The organism is Streptomyces sp. NPDC088746 (assembly GCF_044751065.1).
In the GTDB taxonomy this organism is placed as follows: Bacteria; Actinomycetota; Actinomycetes; order Streptomycetales; family Streptomycetaceae; genus Streptomyces.
The window spans coordinates 216,567-234,827 of the sequence record NZ_JBIVLA010000007.1; the positions used below are offsets into that span (position 1 = coordinate 216,567).

The window sequence follows — 18,261 nt, forward strand, 5'->3', positions numbered from 1 at the left end:
GCGCCCCTCACCGCCCGACGTGCCCCAGCCCCCGGGCGGTGTGGGACGCGTCCTCGGACTTCGCCTCGTAGCTGTGGCACTCGGGGTTGTGACACGGCCCGGCTCCCCAGTGCGGGACGAAGATGCCGAGGGTCTTGTGCCGAGCCAGGACGGTCTCGACGGGCTGCTTGCAGGCCGGACACACGTAGTCCGCCTGCCGGTCGGTCTGACGCTCGGTTCTGGCCATGCTTTTACGGTAGCCCCGAAAAGGGCACGAAGAAACTTTTCCGACTTTTTGCCAAACCGGCCACGAGGAGCGGTCCGGCCCGGAACCTGGTGCCATGGAACGGGGACGTCTCGACGAAGGGACCACCGGGCATGGCACGTGCAGCGTCACCGGCCGCAGTCCTGCTCTCCGTGCACGCCGTCGTCTTCGACACGGACGGTGTGATCACCGACTCCGCTCCGGCGCACGCCGCAGCCTGGAAGAAGGCGTTCGACGCCTGCCTGGCCACCCACGAGGGCCAGCGGCCCTTCGACGAGGAGGACGACTACCGCCGCTACGTCGACGGCAAGGCGCGCATGGACGGTGCCGCCGCGTTCCTCGCGTCCAGGGGCCTCGACCTCCCGGAAGGCGGCCCCGACGACCCCCCGGGCACCGGGACCGTACGGGCCGTCGCCGCGCGCAAGGACGAGGCGTTCACCCTGCGCCTGCGTGACCGTCCGGTCGAGGTCTGGCCGGGCACGGTCCGTCTCCTGCACGTGCTGCGCGAAGCGCGGGTGCCCTTCGCCGCCGCGTCCGCGTCCCGGCACGCGACCGAGCTGCTGGCCGGGGCCGGTCTGCTGGACCTGTTCACGGCGGTCGTCGACGGCAACGAGGCGCGCCGCCTCGGACTGCCCGGCAAACCCGACCCCGCCCTGTTCACCGAGACGGCACGGCGCCTGGGCGTCCCGCCTGGGGACACCGCCGTCGTGGAGGACGCCCTGGCCGGGGTGGAGGCGGGCCGGCGCGGCGGCTTCGGGCTCGTCGTCGGGGTCGACAGGACGGACAGCCCGGAGGGGGCCGCCGGCCTGCGCCGTCACGGCGCGGACCTCGTGGTGGCCGATCCGGGAGACCTGCTGATCAACGGGGAGGACTGATGGCGGCGCGCGGCTGGACCTGGGCGTACGAGGGGTACGAGCCGGAGAAGGAGCGCCTGCGCGAAGCGCTGTGCACCCTCGGCAACGGCTACTTCGCCACCCGGGGCGCCGCCCCCGAGAGCCCGGCGGGCGAGTCGCACTACCCGGGTACGTACGTCGCGGGCTGCTACAACCGGCTGACCTCCTCCGTCCAGGGGCGGCAGGTCGAGAACGAGGACATGGTCAACCTCCCCAACTGGCTGCCGCTGCGCTACCGCATACGCCCCGCCGGCTCCCGCCCCGGCCCGTGGCTGACCCCCGACCACGCCCACCTCGTCGACCACCGTCAGGCGCTCGACCTGCGCGGCGGGACGCTGACCCGCCGCTCGGTGTACGAGGACGGCGCCGGCCGCAGGCTGACGGTGGAGCAGGAGCGCCTGGTGCACATGGGCAACCCCCATCTCGCCGCGCTGCACACGGAGTTCACCGCGGAGGGCTGGTCGGGCGAGCTGCAGGTGGAAGCCGGGATCGACGGGGACATCCGCAACAACGGCGTCGCGCGCTACCGCGCCCTGGCCGACCGCCACCTCACCGGCTGGGAGACCGGCACGGAGCCCGGTTCCATGGTGTGGCTGCGCTGCCGCACGGTGGAGTCGGACATCGGCATCGCCCTGGCCGCCCGCACGGTGGCCTCGTGCGGCCCGGAACGTAACGGCGACCACCGGACCGAACCGGAGCAGCAGCCCCGCGCGGTCCACCAGACGCTGCTCCTCCCGCTCGCCCCGGACTCCGGAGCCGTCGTCGACAAGACGGTCGGCCTCTACACCTCCCGCGACCCGGCCATCGGCAGCCCGCTGCGGGCCGCCGTGTCCGCGGTGGGCGACGCCCCGGCGTACGTCCGGCTGCGGGCCTCGCACCGCCGGGCCTGGGCGGACCTGTGGCAGCAGGTCAAGCTGGAGGTGCCGGGCGAGCCCGGGCACATCCTGCGGCTGCACCTCTTCCACGTGCTCCAGACCCTGTCCCCGCACACCGCCGAGCTCGACGTCGGGGTGCCGGCCAGGGGGCTGCACGGCGAGGCGTACCGGGGCCACGTCTTCTGGGACGAGCTCTTCGTCCTGCCCTTCCTGAACCTCCATCTCCCGGAGGTTTCCCGGGGATTGCTCGACTACCGCCACCGGCGGCTCCCCGCGGCCTGCGCCGCCGCGCGCGCGGTGGGCAGGGCGGGGGCCATGTACCCGTGGCAGAGCGCCGACGAGGGGCGCGAGGAGACCCAGGAGGTCCACCTCAACCCCCGCTCGGGACGCTGGCTGCCCGACCGTTCCCGGTTGCAGCACCATGTCGGCTCGGCGGTGGCGTACAACGTGTGGCAGTACTGCCAGGCCACCGGCGACACGGAGTACCTCTACTCCAAGGGCGCCGAGATGCTGATGCAGATCGCCCGCTTCTGGGCGGACAGCGCCGAGTGGGACGACGCCCTCGCGAGGTACCGCATCCGGGGAGTCGTCGGCCCCGACGAGTACCACGACGCCTACCCGGATTCCGACGCCGCGGGGCTCGACGACAACACGTACACGAACGTGACGGCGGCCTGGGTGCTGGCCCGGGCCGGTGAGCTCTGTCGCACGCTGCCCCGGAGCCGGTGCCGGCAGCTCCTCGAACTGATCCGTCTCGACCCGTCGGAGCTGGACCGCTGGGACGACATCTCCCGGCGGCTGTACGTGCCCCACCACCGGGGTGTCATCAGCCAGTTCGCCGGCTACGGCGACCTGGAGGAGCTGGACTGGGACGGCTACCGGCAGCGGTACGGGGAGATCCGGCGGCTCGACCGGATCCTGGAGGCCGAGGGCGACACCGTCAACCGCTACCAGGCGTCCAAGCAGGCCGACGTGCTGATGCTCGGCTACCTCTTCTCACCCAAGGAACTGGTCGAGCTGTTCGGCCGGCTCGGCCACGCACTCGACGACGAGACCTGGCGGGCCACCGTCGACTACTACGTGGGCCGTACGAGCCACGGCTCCACGCTCAGTTCCCTCGTCCACGCCTGGGTGCTCGCACGCGTCCACCGCGACGACGCCTGGGCCTACTGCGAGGAGGCGCTGATCGGCGACGTGGCCGACATCCAGGGCGGCACGACGGAGGAGGGCATCCACCTGGGCGCGATGGCCGGCACCCTCGACTTCGTCCAGCGCGGCATGACGGGCCTGGACACCCGCGAGGACGCCCTGTGGCTCGCACCGGCCACGCTGCCCCAGCTCTCCAAGTTCCGCATCCGGCTCCGCTTCCGCCAACACTGGGACGTGGACCTGCGCATCCGTGCCGAGCGCCTCAGGATCGCCGTACCGGACTCGGAACGGCCGGCGGTCCGGGTGAGGGTGGACGGCAGCTCCTCCATCATCGAGCCGGGCACGGCGCGGTGGCTGGAGCTGCCCGAGGACATGCCCGGCGGCTGGTGAAGGCCCGGTCCACGCGGGCCGGGACCCGGTTCACGCGGGCCGGCCCCCGGTTCACGCGTTCACGCGTTCACGCGGGCCGGGAGGAGACCAGGACGCCGATCTTGTCGATGCGGTGCTCCGGATTGTGGTGGGCGTCGCGCCAGAAGTTCCCGGCCGCGTCGTCCTCCGGGGTCGCGCAGGTGGACAGCGTGATCATCGCCCGGGTCGGCTTCTCACCCGGTTCACCCGGCACCTCGGCCCGCTGTTCGGCCAGGGAGCGCTCGGACCGGAAGGACGTCTCCCTGGTCTCCGTGATCCGGTACTCGTACACCGTGGAGCCCTCCGTGACCAGGACCTCGTCCCCCTTCTCCAGCGACGGCAGATCGCGGAACGGGCCCCCGGCGGAGAGCCGGTGGGCGGTCACGAGGTAGTTCCCGGTCTCGCCGGGCCCGACGCCGCCGTCCTCGCCGTACGGGCTGGCGGCCGCACCGCGGTCCTGGACACGGGTCCCGGGGCCGTCGTCCGTCGTCCCCTCGTACGGGACCACGCGCAGCTCCGTCAGGCCGATCGCCGGGACGGTGAGCTCGGCGGTCGCCGTACGCGGGTCGGTCCGGTCGGCCGGGGCCCCGGCGGACGGGCCCGCGACGGCCGGCGCCGCCACCGGTGCGGCCGGGGGAGGACCGGCGGCGGCCACCGCCGGTCCTCCGGCCGCCACCAGGGCGACGGCCGCGCCCGCGAGGGCCCGGGAAACGCCTCGGAATCGGCATCCTTGAGGACGGTGCATGACGTGATCCGGATCAGTAGCCGCTGGTGCCTGGGGCGGGCCCGGGAGCGCGGCCCGCCCTTCCAGTACACCACCGGTCACCCGATCGCGTCGGGCGCGCCGAGCAGCTCGCGCACCTCCTCGGCGCTCAGCTCGGTGAGCTCCTCGCCCACGAGCAGCCAGCGGGTGATTCCGACGGAATCCAGGAACGCCAGATCGTGGCCCGCGATCATCAGCGCGCCCTCGTACGACTCCAGGGCGCTCGTCAGCTGACGCACGCTCGCCAGGTCCAGATTGTTGGTCGGCTCGTCCAGCATCAGCAGCTGCGGGGCGGGTGTGGCGAGCATCGTCGCCGCGAGGGCCGCGCGGAAGCGCTCGCCCCCGGAGAGGGTGCCCGCCGGCTGCTCGGCGCGTGCCCCCTTGAACAGGAAGCGGGCGAGCTGGGAGCGGATCTCGTTGTCGGTGGTCCCGGGCGCCGCGCGGGCCACGTTCGCCGCCACGCTCAGCCCGTCGTCCAGCACGTCGAGCCGCTGCGGGAGGAAGCGCAGCGGCACATGCGCCCTGGCCTCGCCGGCCTCAGGCGCCAGCTCCCCGGTGAGGGTGCGCAGCAACGTCGTCTTGCCCGCCCCGTTCCGCCCGATGAGCGCGATGCGTTCCGGCCCCCGGACATGGAGCTCCCCGTCACGCAGGGCGCCGAAGCGGGGACGCAGCCCCCGCGCGCTCAGGACCGTGCGGCCCGCCGGGACGGCGGTGTGCGGCAGCCGCACCCGGATCTCGGCGTCCTCCCGGACAGCCTCCGACGCCGTGTCGAGCCGCTCCCGCGCCTCCTGGAGACGGTCCTCGTGCAGTCCGTGGAGCTTGCCGGCCGCCTCCTGGGAGGACCTCTTGTGCGCGCCCGCGACGATCCGGGGCGCGCGCCGCTGGGCGTCCATCTTCTTGTTGTGCCGCTGGCGGCGGGCGACCTTGATCTGCGCCTCCTCCAGCTCGCGCTTCTGCCGGCGTACGTCGGACTCGGCGGCCCGCACCATGCGCCCGGCCGCCTCCTGCTGGGTGGCCAGCGCCTCCTCGTAGGCGGACCAGCCGCCGCCGTACCAACTCACCGCACCGGCCCGCAGATCGGCGATCCGGTCCACGCGTTCGAGCAGGTCACGGTCGTGGCTGACCACGAGGAGCACCCCGGAGCGCCAGGACTCGACGGCGTCGTACAGCCGGCGCCGCGCGAACACGTCGAGGTTGTTGGTCGGCTCGTCGAGCAGCAGGACGTCCGGGCGTTCCAGCAGGAGCGCGGCCAGCCGGAGCAGCACGGTCTCGCCGCCGGACAGCTGTCCGACGGTGCGGTCGAGACCGATGTCGCCGAGGCCGAGGGAGCCCAGCGTCGCCAGGGCCCGCTCCTCGACGTCCCAGTCGTCGCCGACGGTCTCGAAGTGCTGGTCGGCGACGTCGCCGGCCTCGATCGCGCGCAGCGCCGTACGCCGCTCGGTGATGCCGAGCGCGTCCTCGACGCGGAGGTCCGTGTCGAGCGTGAGGTTCTGCGGCAGGTAGGCGAGGTGCCCGCCGACGGTCACCGAGCCGGCGGAGGGCTTCAGCCGGCCCGCCAGCAGCCGCAGCAGGGTGGACTTCCCGGAGCCGTTGGTCCCGACGAGGCCGGTGCGGCCCCGGGGGACGCTCAGGGACAGCCCGTCGAACAGCTCCGTGCCGTCCGCCCAGCGGAAGGACAGGGCGGAGCAGCTGAGGGAGACGGCGGGCGTAGGGGGGTGGGACATGTGGTCCTCGCAGTCGCAAGCGTGTGAACAGGGGCTTCGTGTGCGAGCACCACGCGGCGACCGGCCGGGAGAGGAAGGGGTGCGGTCCTCCGGGCATACGGGGGACGGATCCTGCACCGAGGTCGCATCCACGCGGTGGGTCACGCGGCGGCATAAGGCCGACAAGGCGTGACGGGCTACGGCAGGGGCCGTACCGCGCGATGATCGCGGACCTCAGATGCGCAACGTCCACCTCTATCGGAGACGACAGGACTCAAAAACTGTACACCGGACCCGGCCCTGGCGGTCCGGAATTACGGCGGGGACGCCCGTGCGGGCGCGGCGGGCCCTCTTGACGCGGGGCATCGGGCGTCCATAGCGTCTGCTCGCCCGATCGCAAGCCGTTCGAAACTTTTCGATCCCGCGGGGTGACCCACGGGAAGCGGAGGCGGCGTTGCGCCGGGCCCCCCGTCGGAAGGTGCCGCCCGGGCACCTCCGGGCAAGGGGGCGCCCGCATCCCGCCCCTCCAGCCCAGGAGACACGCCTCCATGAAACCGCACCCCGCAGGATCCCCGGCAGCCCCGCGGACCACCCGCCCCGCCGGCTTACGGGCCCGACGGGCCGCCCGCCACCTGGGCGCCGTACTCACCGGAGCGCTGCTCCTGGCGACGGCGGCCGCCCCCGCCATGTCCGCCGAGTCCGCCCCGGCCGGACACAACGCCCGGTCCTGGACCGGGACATGGGCCGCCGGGCCCACGACCGCCCCGGCCTCGGACACCACGGAGTTCGAGAACCAGACGATCCGCCAGACCGTCCGCACCAGCATCGGCGGCGACCAGGTCCGCGTGCGGCTGTCGAACGAGTTCGGCAGCGGGCCCCTGGTGATCGGCGAGGCCCGTGTCGCCCGCCCGGCGGCCGGCGGGCCCTCCTCGCGTATCGACCCGCGCACCGACCGGCCGCTCACCTTCGGGGGGCGCACCTCGGTGACCGTCCCCGCCGGGGCCCCGCTCGTCAGCGACCCGGTCTCCCTGCGGGTGCCCGCGGGGACCGACCTCGTGGTGAGCATCCACCTGCCCGGGCCCACCCGCGGCTCGACGCTCCACGCGTCCGCCTTCCAGCACAACCACGTGGCCGCCGGGAACGTCACCGGCCGTGCCGACATCGAGCCCACCGCGACCGTCGAACGCTGGTACTTCCTGACCGGCGTGAGCGTGCGCACCGGCCGGCCCTCCTCCGCGGTGGTCGCGCTCGGCGACTCCATCACCGACGGCTCCGACACCGACGTCGACGCCAACCACCGCTGGCCCGACTTCCTCGCCGGCCGGCTGCGCGCCTCCGCCGGGCCGGACACCATGGGCGTACTCAACGTGGGCATCGGCGGCAACCGCCTCCTGCACGACCCCAATCCGCCCGCCGGGTCCGACGCCGAGGACTTCGCGGCGTACTTCGGCCAGAGCGCCCTGCGCCGCTTCGACCGCGACGTCGCGTCCCAGCCGGGCGCCGAGCACCTGATCGTGCTCCTCGGTGTGAACGACCTCGGCCATCCCGGCACCGTCGCCCCCGAGTCGGAACGGGTCACGGCGGCCGAACTCATCGAGGCACACCGCCAGATCATCGCCCGCGCACACGACCGGGGCCTGAAGGCGTACGGCGGCACGGTCCTGCCCTTCAAGGGCGACACCCTGGGCTTCTACAGCCCGGAGAACGAGGCCGCCCGGCAGACCCTCAACCGCTGGATCCGCACCGGCGGCGCGTACGACGGGGTGGTCGACTTCGACAAGGCGCTGCGCGACCCGTCCGACCCGCAGCGCCTCCTCGCCCGCTACGACAGCGGCGACGGCCTGCACCCCAACGACGCCGGGGCCGAGGCGATGGCGGGGGCCGTGCCGCTGCACCTGCTGCGCTGACTGCCCGGCCCCAGCCCTCCCGTCAGCGCAGGGACTTCAGCATCTCCGCCCCGAACGCCGTGATGTCCTCCGTACGCCCCCGCAGGGTCTTCGCGGCCCACTCGGGGTCGGCGATCAGCGCACGTCCGACGGCGACCATGTCGAACTCGTCGCGCTCCAGCCGGTCCAGCAGCTGGTCGATCCCGGTGACCGAGGAGCTGTTGCCCTGGAAGGCGCTGAAGAAGTCACCGTCCAGGCCGACCGAGCCGACGGTGACCGTCGGCCTGCCGCTGATCTTCTTCACCCATCCGGCGAGGTTCAGGTCGGAGTCGTCGAACTCCGGCAGCCAGTAACGGCGGGTGGAGGCGTGGAAGACGTCGACACCGGCCTCGGCCAGCGGCGTGAGGATGGTGTCCAGCTCCTCGGGAGTCCGGGCGAGCTTCGCCTCGTAGGCGCCCATCTTCCACTGGGACATGCGGAAGAAGAGCGGGAAGGAGTCGGACACGGCCGCGCGGCACGCCGCCACGATCTCCGCCGCGAAACGCGTGCGCGCGACGATGTCCCCGCCGTACGCGTCGGTGCGGCGGTTGCTGCCCTCCCAGAGGAACTGGTCGATCAAGTAGCCGTGTGCTCCGTGCAGTTCGACGCCGTCGAAGCCGAGGCGCTCCGCGTTCGCCGCCGCGTCGGCGAACGCGGTGACGACGTCGTCGAGGTCCTTCTGCGTCATGGCGCGCCCCTTGGGCTCGCCCTCCAGGGACACGCCCGACGGGCCGACCGGCTCCGCCTCCGCCACCGGCGGTGCGCCCTCCGCGCGCGTGACACCCACGTGCCACAGCTGCGGAATGACCGCGCCGCCCTCGCGGTGCACGGAGTCCACGACACCCGACCAGCCCGCGAACGCGTCCTCGCCGTGGAACAGCGGGATCCGGCCGCTCGTGCCGGCGGACGCGTGGTCGACGTAGGTGCCCTCGGTGATGATCAGGCCCACACCACCGGCGGCGCGCCGGGCGTAGTAGTCCGCCACGTCCTGGCCGGGTACGCCGTTCGGGGAGAACTCCCGGGTCATGGGCGCCATGGCGATCCGGTTGCGCGAGGTGAGGCCGCGGACCGTGAACGGTCGGGAGAGGGCGGCTGCTGCACGGCGGGCGGTCTCGTCTGTCACTGCGTGTCCTGTTCGAAGGGTGGGGGCAGGTCCACCCGTCGCCAACAGGCGACCGCCGCCTCCGCATCCCCGGACCGGGCCCGATGTGGCGAAGGTCTCCCCTTGATCTCCGGCCCGGGCATCCAGCAATCTTCGGCCAAGCCGAAGTGTTCGGCCGTCTCTCCCGAAGGGATGGATGTCCATGACCAGCGAGCACCCCGGGCTGTACGAGAGCTTCGACGACCGGTTCCGCGAGGGGCGGTGCATGAACGGCGACGACGCCCTCGAGGTCCTGTACACCGGCTGCCGCTGGGCCGAAGGCCCCGTGTACGTGCCCGCCTGGCGCCACCTGGTCTGGAGCGACATCCCGAACGACCGGCTGCTGCGCTGGGACGAGGAGACGGGCGCCGTGAGCGTCTTCCGCCGTACGGCGGGGCACACCAACGGCAACACCCTCGACCGCGAGGGGCGGCTCGTCACCTGCGAGCAGGGGAACCGGCGGGTGACGCGGACCGAGCACGACGGCACGGTGACCGTGCTCGCGGACCGCTGGCAGGGAAGGCGTCTGAACAGCCCCAACGACGCCACCGTGAAGTCCGACGGCTCGATCTGGTTCTCCGACCCGGACTTCGGCATCACCAGCGACTACGAGGGCTATCGCGCGGAGAGCGAGATCGGCTCCAACAACGTCTACCGCGTCGATCCGTCCACCGGTGAGGTGCGCCTGGTCGCCGACTGCTTCGGAGCGCCGAACGGGCTCGTCTTCTCGGCGGACGAGCGGCAGCTGTTCGTCTCCGACACCCGCGCCGGCTTCGTCCGGGTCTTCGACGTACGGGACGACGGCACCCTGTCGGACGGCGAGATCTTCGCCGAGGCCGGGGCCAGGGAGGCCGCCCGCTTCGACAACCTCCGCTTCGACGACGGCGGCCGGCTCTGGGTGGCTGCCATGGACGACGGGGTGCACTGCTACGACCCGGACGGCACGCTGATCGGACGGCTCGTCGTCCCGGAGGCGGTGGCCAACATCGCCTGGGGAGGCGCCAAGCGCAACCGCCTCTTCATCACCGCGGAGACCAGCCTCTACTCGGTCGTCATGGGAGTCACGGGCACCCACCCGACGGGCCCCGGCCGCAGGCCCTGGCTGGACGCGGCACGGTGAAGCAGGCTTCGGCACGGTGAGGCAGGCTTCGGCACGGGAGACGCGCGCCTCGTGCGAATCCTGTATTGCGTTGTGTTGACGCCGGATTGACGGACCGTCACCAGTGTGGCGCGGTCATGACAGCTACCTGGATTTCCTTGCTCCGCCCGAACGCACCGCGCCATCGTCAGGTGGGGCGTACGAACCCCGTACGCCCCACCCGTCGGCGCGTCGGACCCCTGGCGCGCCACCGTTCGAGGAGGACCTCTCGATGGCAGCAGTGAGTGACACCAGGAGGCGGATCGCCGGGGCGATCGCGACCGCGACGACTCTGGCGCTGGCAGTGGGCGTCGGTGCGGCGTTACCCGCCCAGGCGGCCCAGCCCGAGGGCAGAGTCCTGCACGCCGGGGCAGCCGGGGCGGTCCCCGGTAGCTACATCGTCACGCTCAGGCCGACGGCCGGGTTCAAGGCGTCCGCCGGCCAGGGCAAGCAGCTGATAGCCGACCACGGCGGCACGATCGAGCGCACCTACACATCGGCGCTGAACGGCTACGCCGCCACGCTCAGCAGCACGGAGGCCAGGCGGCTCGCCGCCGACCCGGCGGTCGCCTCGGTCGAGCAGGACCAGAAGGTCCACTCGACCGCCACCCAGAGCAACGCCCCCTGGGGACTCGACCGGATCGACCAGGCCACCCTGCCGCTGAGCGGCACGTACACCTACCCGGACACGGGCGGCAGCGGCGCGACCGTGTACGTCCTCGACACCGGGGTGCGCATCACCCACCAGGAGATCAGCGGGCGGGCCTCGTACGGCTACGACTTCGTCGACAACGACAGCACCGCCCAGGACGGAGCGGGCCACGGCACCCACGTCGCCACCACCGTCGCCGGAACCACCTACGGCGTGGCGAAGAAGGCGAAGATCGTCGCGGTGCGGGTCCTCGGCAACGACGGCTCCGGCACCACCGCCGGGGTGATCGCCGGTGTCGACTGGATCACCGCCAACCACGTCGCGGACTCCGTCGCCAACGTCTCGCTCGGCGGCGGGGCCAGCACCACACTGGACAACGCGGTGAGCAGGTCGATCGCGTCCGGAGTCACCTACTCCATCGCGGCCGGCAACTCGGGCGCACTCGCGTCCGGTTACTCCCCCGCGCGGGTCGCCACCGCGATCACCGTCGGTGCCACGACCCGGACCGACGCCCGCGCGAGCTACTCCAACTACGGCCCCGTCGTGGACATCTTCGCGCCGGGCTCCGACATCACAGCCGGCTGGAACACCTCGAACAGCGCGACCTACACCGGCAACGGCACCTCCTTCGCCGCCCCGCACGTCTCCGGCGCCGCGGCGGTCTACCTGACGAGCCACCCCGGTGCCGCTCCGGCGACCGTGGCCTCGGCACTCGTGAACGGCGCGACGTCCGGCGTCCTCACCGGCGTCGGGACCGGCTCACCGAACAAGCTCCTCAAGCTCGTCCCGTGACGACCTGACGGCCGGGGGCGCGTACGGGGGAACTCCCCGCACGCGCCCCCGGCCCGCGTCGGCCGTGGAGCCGCCCTGTCACGGCCGGCGGTTCAGCCGGGTGTGATCGCGACGCGGTCGATGCCCTCGTCCAGGAAGGCGGCCAGCCCGTGGCCCTCCTCCTCGACGGCGGCCCGCTCCTGGGGAGACAGGGGCCGCAAGGGCGTGACGCACAGCTGCCGGTCGCGCGTGGTCCAGGTGGCCGAGACGCGGCCGTCGACGAGCACGGCGCGTTCCCCCGCGACGGACAGGCCGAGGTCGGCGTCGTCGATGATGCGGCTGCGGTCGCTGTAGCCGAGGATCGCGTTGTCGAAGGCCGGAAGGAACCGGACGGGGGCGGGTGTGTCCGGCGCCGGCCGCGGTGCGTCGGGCAGGTCGAGGAGCAGCCGGCCGCGTTCGTCCCGGAAGGTGACCAGCTCGTCCCGGAGCGCTTCGACCGCCGCGGGGAGACCGGCCAGACCGCTCCAGGAGCGTATGTCCGCCGTGGCGGCGGGCCCGTAGGCGGCGAGGTAGCGGCGCACCAGCCGCTGTCCGACCGGGTCGTCGGCGTCCTCGGGCAGCGGGGCGGGATCACGCCCGAGCCACGCGGCCAGGGGCAGGTTCCGTACGCCGGCCGTCGTCTGCCACAGCCCGCGCGGAGGAAGCTGCGCCATCGGGACCAGAGCGGCGACGACGAGCTCGCCCAGGGCGCGGCGCGGCGGGCCGGGCCAGCGGTCCTGGAGCGCCTGGACGAGCTCGGCCATGGTGCGGGGCCGGCCGTCGGCCATGACCGCCCGGCCGGCCGCGGCGACTTCGCCGGGGTCGATGCCCGCGAGTTCGCGCCGGTAGGTGCCCCTCACCCGCTGGAGCAGCATGGCGTCGTGGCGGGACCGCCAGGCGAGAGCGTCGTCGCCGGTGACCAGGTGGACGGTGCGCCGCATCAGGTGGGTGCGTACGACGTGCCGTTCCACCAGCGCCCGGTCGAGCCGGTCGGGTGTGAAGGCGCGCAGCCTCGTCCACAGGCCGGTGAAGGGCTCCTGCGGCTCCTGGGCCTGGAGGCCCGCCAGGTGCGCCACCGCCTCCCGGACCGGTGCGGTGGAGCGTTCGAGCAGGTACTGCCGGGCGAGGGTGGCGCGGTTGAGGGCGCGTGTGTCGAGGACGGTCATGGGAGTGGATCAGCCGTTGTACGGGGCCGCGACGTCCAGGACCCAGGTCACGCCGAAGCGGTCGGTGAGCATGCCGTACAGCGGCGCCCACCGCGACGGTTCCAGGGGCTGCACCACCGTCGAGCCCTCCGCCAGCTTCTGCCAGAGGGCGCTGATCTCATCCGTGTCGTCACCGCGCACCGAGACGAAGAACGGGCTGCTGCCCTGGTCCCAGGGCAGCTGGGACGGCACGTCGTAGGCCATGACGTGGAAGCCGTTGTCGCCCGTCACCTCGCCCCAGACGACCCAGTCCGCCTCGTTCTCGTTGCGCACGTCGCCCATGTCCTTGTACGTGATGGCGGTGACGCGGCCGCCGAAGACGGACCGGTAGTGGTCCAGCGCCGCCCTCGCGTCGCCCCGGAAGTTCAGATGAGTGGTGGTCGTGACGGACATGGCCTTCTCCTTGTTGCTCGGGCTGATCTTGATACCGACCATTCCACGGGTAGCGGACAGGTTGTGTCCTGTAATGCGGAGAGAATGGTGAGCATGCAGAAGACGTCCTCCCGGCTGCTCGCGCTGCTCTCGCTGCTCCAGACGCAACGCGACTGGTCCGGTGACGATCTCGCCGAGCGGCTCGGCATCACCCCGCGCACGGTGCGCCGCGACATCGACCGCCTACGGGAGCTGGGCTACCCCGTGCGCGCCTTCAAGGGCCCCGCCGGCGGCTACCGCCTGGACGCCGGCTCGCAGCTGCCCCCGCTGCTGTTCGACGACGGCCAGGCCGTCGCCCTGGCCCTGGCCCTGCAGTCCGCGGCCACCGACGGCACGATCGGCGAGGATGCCGCACGAGCCCTGGCCACCGTCCGCCAGGTCATGCCGCCCCGCCTGCGCCGGCGCATCGACACGCTACGGGTCACCGCGGTCCGGCCGCCCGGCGCCGAGGAGGTCTCCCCGGCCGGCACGGAGCTCCTCGTGGAACTGGGCCGCGTCATCCACGCCCATGAGGAACTGCGCTTCGACTACGGGCAGGACGCCCCCGGCCGGGCCCGCCGGACCCAGCCGCACCACCTCGTCACCTGGCGCGGCCACTGGTACCTGATCGCGTGGGACCTCGACCGTGAGGACTGGCGCACCTTCCGCGTCGGCCGCATCCGTCCCCGCACCCCCACCGGCCCGCGCTTCACCCCGCGCGACCTCCCCGGGCACGACGTGGCCGCGTTCGTCACCGGCCGCTTCCGGGGGACCGACGGCTCCACCACCGACTGGCCCTGCCGCGGCGAAGTCGTCCTCGGGCTCCCCGCGCAGGCCGTGGCGCCCTTCGCGCGGGACGGAATCGTGGAGGAACTCGGCCCCGACCGCTGCCGGCTCACCCTCGGCTCCTGGTCGTGGACCGGCCTCGCCACCACCATCGGCCACTTCGGGGCCGACATCCACGTCATCGGCCCCCCGCGGCTCACCCGTGCGTTCGCCGAACTCGCCGCGCGTTACGCCAGGGCCGCAGGCGGTGGTTCCGAAAGGGAACTTACTTAGGATGGGGCCGGCCGTCCCATCCTCGCCCTCCGGAGTGCAGCCATGAATCCACGCCGCGCTGCCGATGACACGTGTGGGATCGCCCAGGCGGCCGCCGTGGTGGGGGACTGGTGGAGTCTGCTGGTGCTCCGCGAGGTCGCACGCGGGCACGTGCGCTTCGAGAGCCTGGCCCAGGAACTCGGCGTCTCCCGCAAGGTCCTCACCGAGCGGCTGCGCGCACTGGTCGGGAGCGAGGTCCTGGAACGCCGCCTCTACCAGGAGCGCCCGGAGCGGTACGAGTACCACCTGACGCCGCGCGGGCAGGGCTTCGTGCCCGTCCTGGTCTCCCTCCAGGACTGGGCGGACCGCTGGCTTCTCGGGGACGGCACCGTCACCGGGCTCCCGGGCGAGGAGGCCGCCGAGACCCGGCGTACCCGGGGGCTGGTGGGGGAGACCGTCCCCTCGGGTCTGACCCTGCCGGGCACGGACGGCCGTCCCCACGACGTGGTCCGCGAAGGGGCGCGGGCCACGGTCGTCTTCGCGTACCCGGGCACGGGCATCCCGGAGGGGGTTCCGGGGGGCGTGGGATGCACCCTGGAGAACCGCCTGTTCCGGCAGGCGTGGCCCCGCTTCGAAGCGGCCGGCGTCGCCGTCCACGGTGTCAGCACCCAGCCCGCCGAGGCACAGGCGGACTTCGCGAAGGCCGAGGAACTGCCGTTCCTCCTGCTGTCCGACGCCCGGCTCCGGCTCACGGCGGCGCTGCGGCTGCCGACCTTCCGGACGGGCCAGGATCTCCGTATCAAACGCCTCATCCTGGTCGTCGGCCCGGACCGCGTGGTGCGCCACGTGATGCTGCCCATCACCGACATCCCGGGCGCCGTGGCCGAAGCCCTGGACCTGGCGGCCGCCCTCCCCGGTAACTGAGCGCGGCGCCGGGACCGGGCGGCGCGCCGGCGCCCCCGCTACTCCGGGGGGTTGAGTTTGCGGAAGTACGTCCAGCTGGTCTCGTTCGGCTCGCTCCACTCCTCCGGGGCGTGGGCGAACTCCGGGTGGTGGCCCGCGATGTAGGCGCGCGTCCGGCCGGGAACCTCGGCGTACGAACCGAGCTTGCGGCCCCGGCAGTGGAAGGTGAGGCCGCCGGGCCGCTGCCCGCGGGCCATCCACGGGAGCCACGGGGACATCCGGCTCCACGACATGGTGGCCGGGACACCGGGCCCCGGGCCGGCCAGGTCGGCGCGGTCGGCGAAGAACTGGAAGAGCTCCAGGGCCTTGTACGTGTCGCCGGCCGAGTGGACGGGGTACTGGGCGACCGGCAGCGGCGAGGGGTAGGCGAGCGGGATCTCGAGGCTGAAGCAGACCTGTCCGCCGAGTTCGGTCGTCGGGATCGGGAAGGGGCGCCACTTCTGGTTCGCGGGGTCGTTCCAGACGTGCACCACCGGCAGGTCCTGCCAGGTCTCCAGGATCTCGCGAGTGACGGGGTCCAGGTAGAAGGCGGCCTCACGGGTGAGCAGCCGGTACGCGTCCGGGCCGGCCTCGGCGTCCTGGACCAGGCGGGAGACATTGAGACCCTCGAAGCCGAAGACGCGCTGGTAGGGCTCGTCAGGGGCCCAGGAGTACACGTCTCCGGACCACCAGTACGTGACCTCCTCACCGTCGAGCGAGGCGCGGGTCCGGGCGAAGGAGCGGAGCAGCTCCGCGGGAGTCGTCATACGGACCACTGTGCGCGACAGCCGCCCCGCCCGGGGGGCGAACACCCGGGCCGGGGGCGGAAGCGACCGCGGCCGCTTCCGCCCCCGGCCACGGCGCTCAGAACACCGGCAGCGCGACGACCGACCCCTTGTCCAGGAGGAACACCCGGTTGCCCGCGGCGGCCAGGTGCCGGTCGCCCTCCGACTCCGGCTCGTAGGTCCACATCAGCTGGCCGTCCGATTCGCTGTCCGGGTTGTTTCCGAAGGCCGATACGCCTGACGAGGTGCTCCCCTCGACGATCCAGAGAGTGCTGCCCTGGAGGACCGGTGGTGTGCGGGACGGGAGGGTGCCGTCCGGCCACGCGACGTATCCGTCCTGGGCCCCGGTTGTTCTGTCGACCCGGTAGAGGCGGCCGTCGTCGATGGCGACGAGGGAGCCGCCGGATATCACGGGGGAACCCCATCCGTCCTGTTCGGGGCTCAGGGACTGCGAAGCCGCCGACCAGACCTCGTTGCCGGTCTCCAGGTCGAGTGCCAGGAGCGATGTCCCGCCGACGTAGACGAACCGTTTTTCGACGGCGGGGGTCAGCGCCGTCCCGGCGTGGCCGCCCAGCTGCCAGGCCTCGTCGCCGTTGGCGGAGTCGAGGGCGAAGTAGTGCCCGTCCGCCGTGCAGACGACCAGCCGGCCCGATCCGGCGACGGCCACGGCGGCCTGGTCGACGGTGGCCTCGGCGGGGGCCCCCACCGTCCAGCGGACCTTGTGCGCCTCGGTGTCGACTGCGGCCATTTCCCCGTCCTTCGTCAGCACGAAGACGAGCTTCGCGTCGGGCGAGGTGGCAAGCAGCTTCTCCGCCTTCGCCGGGACACTCCAACGGGGCTCGCTGGTGGACGCGTCATAGCAGCGGACGTCGCCGCCGGCGTCGGCTGCGACGAACTGCTCGCCTGTCAGCTTCAGGAAGCCCGCGGACGGCGACACCTCCGGAAGTGTCCATTTCAGGCGGCCGTCGGTCACCCTGTGCGCCGCGAGTCCCTCCGACGAGCCGGCCATCATGACCACATCCCGCACCGGCAGCAGCATGGACGCACTCGGCGCGGCTGCCTTCAGCGGCCCCCAGAGGGGCTTGGGCGGCGTACCCGACTCGTACTCACCGGCGGCCAGCAGCTCCGCCGGCGGGGCGTCCGCGGCTTCGGGCAGACCAGGCGCTCTGTTCAGCCACCAGACCGTCGTGCCGCCGCCCAGAGCAAGCACCGCTCCGCCGGCGGCGAGCGAGGTGAGGAAGAGCCGCCGCGACGGCTTCGCCTCCGCGACAGTGGTGCCGGCCAGAGTGCTGAGACGGCTCGCCCGGGACTCGTGCTCCTTGATCTGCGTGCCGAGAACACCCTTCTTCCACAGCCTGTCCGCGCCGCGAGGAGGCGCGGACATCTGGATCACCGACGAGGGCTGGGGACGGTGTGCGGGGTCCTTGGCCAGGCACGGCGCGATGAGGGAGCGGAGCGCTTCCGGCACGGCGTGGAGGGCCGGGCTGCCGTGCACCACCTCGTACTGCACCGCCGCGACGTGCGCACCCTCGTACGCCTGCCTGCCGCTCGCCGCGTACACCAGGACCGCCCCGAGGGAGAACACGTCGGCCGACGGGCCGACGCGCTGACCCAGGATCTGCTCGGGGGCCCCGTATCCCGGGGTCGCCGGCGCCTGGCCCGTGGTGGTGAGGGTGAGGCCGTGCTCGGGGCGCGCGATGCCGAAGTCGATGACGCGGGGGCCCGAGGAAGTGAGCACGATATTGGCGGGCTTGAGGTCGCGGTGGATCAGCCCCGCCGCGTGGATGTCCCGCAGGGTCGACGCCAGGGCGGCGGCCAGCGCGCGTACACCGGCCTCGTCCAGCGGCCCGTGGCCCGCGACCGCCTGCTCCAGCGTCGGCCCCGACAGATACTCGGTGGCGATCCAAGGGCGCCCGCCCTCGGTGTGCGACCCGACGACGCGTGCCACACCGGTGCTGCTCACCGCCTGCGCGGTCCGGGCCTCGCGCAGGAACCGCTGGGCGAGGTTCTGGTCGTGCGCGAGCTCGGGACGGAGCACCTTGACGGCCGCGAGGCGGCCGGAACTGTCATGACCCACGTACACCTTGCCCATGCCGCCCTCGCCGAGCACACCGGCGATGCGGTACGGCCCCAGCCGGATCGGGTCGCCGAAACTGAGAGGTTGCATGGTGTGAGCCGA

General features: G+C 72.9%; 15 protein-coding genes. 7 read left to right on the forward strand and 8 right to left on the reverse strand.

Annotated elements, in window-relative coordinates; translation table 11 throughout:
* Positions 1-7: 7 nt before the first annotated feature.
* Positions 8-226, reverse strand: coding sequence for a hypothetical protein (locus ACIP63_RS28470; RefSeq protein ID WP_401521147.1), 219 nt, complete (start codon positions 224-226; stop codon positions 8-10).
* 131 nt (positions 227-357) lie between these two features.
* Between ACIP63_RS28470 and ACIP63_RS28475 the strand changes: the two genes are divergently transcribed.
* Together ACIP63_RS28475 and ACIP63_RS28480 are read left to right on the forward strand one after the other, a co-directional pair.
* Entirely contained in the window at positions 358-1,119 is a 762-nt protein-coding gene (locus ACIP63_RS28475; protein WP_401521150.1) for an HAD family hydrolase, read from the forward strand.
* Positions 1,119-3,551 carry a glycoside hydrolase family 65 protein gene (locus ACIP63_RS28480; RefSeq protein ID WP_401521153.1) on the forward strand — a complete coding sequence of 811 codons (2,433 nt, stop codon included), beginning with the start codon at positions 1,119-1,121 and terminating at the stop codon, positions 3,549-3,551. The genes ACIP63_RS28475 and ACIP63_RS28480 overlap by 1 nt, the downstream gene beginning before the upstream one ends.
* 67 nt (positions 3,552-3,618) lie before the next feature.
* On the opposite strand, the gene ACIP63_RS28485 is transcribed toward ACIP63_RS28480, so the two are convergent.
* A complete protein-coding gene (locus tag ACIP63_RS28485) occupies positions 3,619-4,314 on the reverse strand; it encodes a class E sortase (protein ID WP_401521156.1) in 696 nt (231 codons plus the stop codon).
* 77 nt (positions 4,315-4,391) lie between these two features.
* Positions 4,392-6,056, reverse strand: coding sequence for an ABC-F family ATP-binding cassette domain-containing protein (locus ACIP63_RS28490; RefSeq protein ID WP_401521159.1), 1,665 nt, complete (start codon positions 6,054-6,056; stop codon positions 4,392-4,394).
* A gap of 527 nt (positions 6,057-6,583) precedes the next feature.
* On the opposite strand from ACIP63_RS28490, the gene ACIP63_RS28495 reads away from it, so the two are divergent.
* Positions 6,584-7,942 carry an SGNH/GDSL hydrolase family protein gene (locus ACIP63_RS28495; protein WP_401521161.1) on the forward strand — a complete coding sequence of 453 codons (1,359 nt, stop codon included), beginning with the start codon at positions 6,584-6,586 and terminating at the stop codon, positions 7,940-7,942.
* A 22-nt stretch (positions 7,943-7,964) separates the two neighbouring features.
* Here the strand turns inward: ACIP63_RS28495 and ACIP63_RS28500 are convergent, their stop codons facing one another.
* Complete coding sequence (locus tag ACIP63_RS28500) at positions 7,965-9,083, reverse strand: NADH:flavin oxidoreductase (protein ID WP_401521164.1); 1,119 nt, start codon at positions 9,081-9,083, stop codon at positions 7,965-7,967.
* A 181-nt stretch (positions 9,084-9,264) separates the two neighbouring features.
* On the opposite strand from ACIP63_RS28500, the gene ACIP63_RS28505 reads away from it, so the two are divergent.
* Together ACIP63_RS28505 and ACIP63_RS28510 are read left to right on the forward strand one after the other, a co-directional pair.
* Positions 9,265-10,221, forward strand: a complete 957-nt coding sequence (locus ACIP63_RS28505; RefSeq protein ID WP_401521167.1) for an SMP-30/gluconolactonase/LRE family protein — start codon at positions 9,265-9,267, stop codon at positions 10,219-10,221.
* 250 nt (positions 10,222-10,471) lie between these two features.
* On the forward strand, positions 10,472-11,683 hold the full coding sequence (locus ACIP63_RS28510) for a S8 family peptidase (protein ID WP_401521170.1): 1,212 nt from the start codon (positions 10,472-10,474) through the stop codon (positions 11,681-11,683).
* 92 nt (positions 11,684-11,775) lie between these two features.
* On the opposite strand, the gene ACIP63_RS28515 is transcribed toward ACIP63_RS28510, so the two are convergent.
* Together ACIP63_RS28515 and ACIP63_RS28520 are read right to left on the reverse strand one after the other, a co-directional pair.
* On the reverse strand, positions 11,776-12,867 hold the full coding sequence (locus ACIP63_RS28515; RefSeq protein ID WP_401521172.1) for a winged helix DNA-binding domain-containing protein: 1,092 nt from the start codon (positions 12,865-12,867) through the stop codon (positions 11,776-11,778).
* Between the two features lie 9 nt (positions 12,868-12,876).
* The gene (locus ACIP63_RS28520) at positions 12,877-13,299 is read right to left on the reverse strand and encodes a VOC family protein (protein ID WP_401521174.1); all 423 of its coding nucleotides are present in this window, start codon (positions 13,297-13,299) and stop codon (positions 12,877-12,879) included.
* 93 nt (positions 13,300-13,392) lie between these two features.
* Here ACIP63_RS28520 and ACIP63_RS28525 point away from each other — a divergent pair, with 93 nt between their 5' ends.
* Both ACIP63_RS28525 and ACIP63_RS28530 read left to right on the forward strand, forming a co-directional pair.
* The gene (locus ACIP63_RS28525; protein WP_401521177.1) at positions 13,393-14,376 is read left to right on the forward strand and encodes a helix-turn-helix transcriptional regulator; all 984 of its coding nucleotides are present in this window, start codon (positions 13,393-13,395) and stop codon (positions 14,374-14,376) included.
* A gap of 42 nt (positions 14,377-14,418) precedes the next feature.
* Positions 14,419-15,279, forward strand: coding sequence for a winged helix-turn-helix transcriptional regulator (locus tag ACIP63_RS28530; protein ID WP_401521180.1), 861 nt, complete (start codon positions 14,419-14,421; stop codon positions 15,277-15,279).
* A 38-nt stretch (positions 15,280-15,317) separates the two neighbouring features.
* On the opposite strand, the gene ACIP63_RS28535 is transcribed toward ACIP63_RS28530, so the two are convergent.
* Positions 15,318-16,064, reverse strand: coding sequence for a DUF1838 family protein (locus ACIP63_RS28535; RefSeq protein ID WP_401521182.1), 747 nt, complete (start codon positions 16,062-16,064; stop codon positions 15,318-15,320).
* A gap of 97 nt (positions 16,065-16,161) precedes the next feature.
* Positions 16,162-18,249: a serine/threonine-protein kinase gene (locus ACIP63_RS28540; protein ID WP_401521185.1), complete on the reverse strand. Its 2,088-nt coding sequence runs from the start codon at positions 18,247-18,249 to the stop codon at positions 16,162-16,164.
* Between the last annotated feature and the right edge of the window lie 12 nt (positions 18,250-18,261).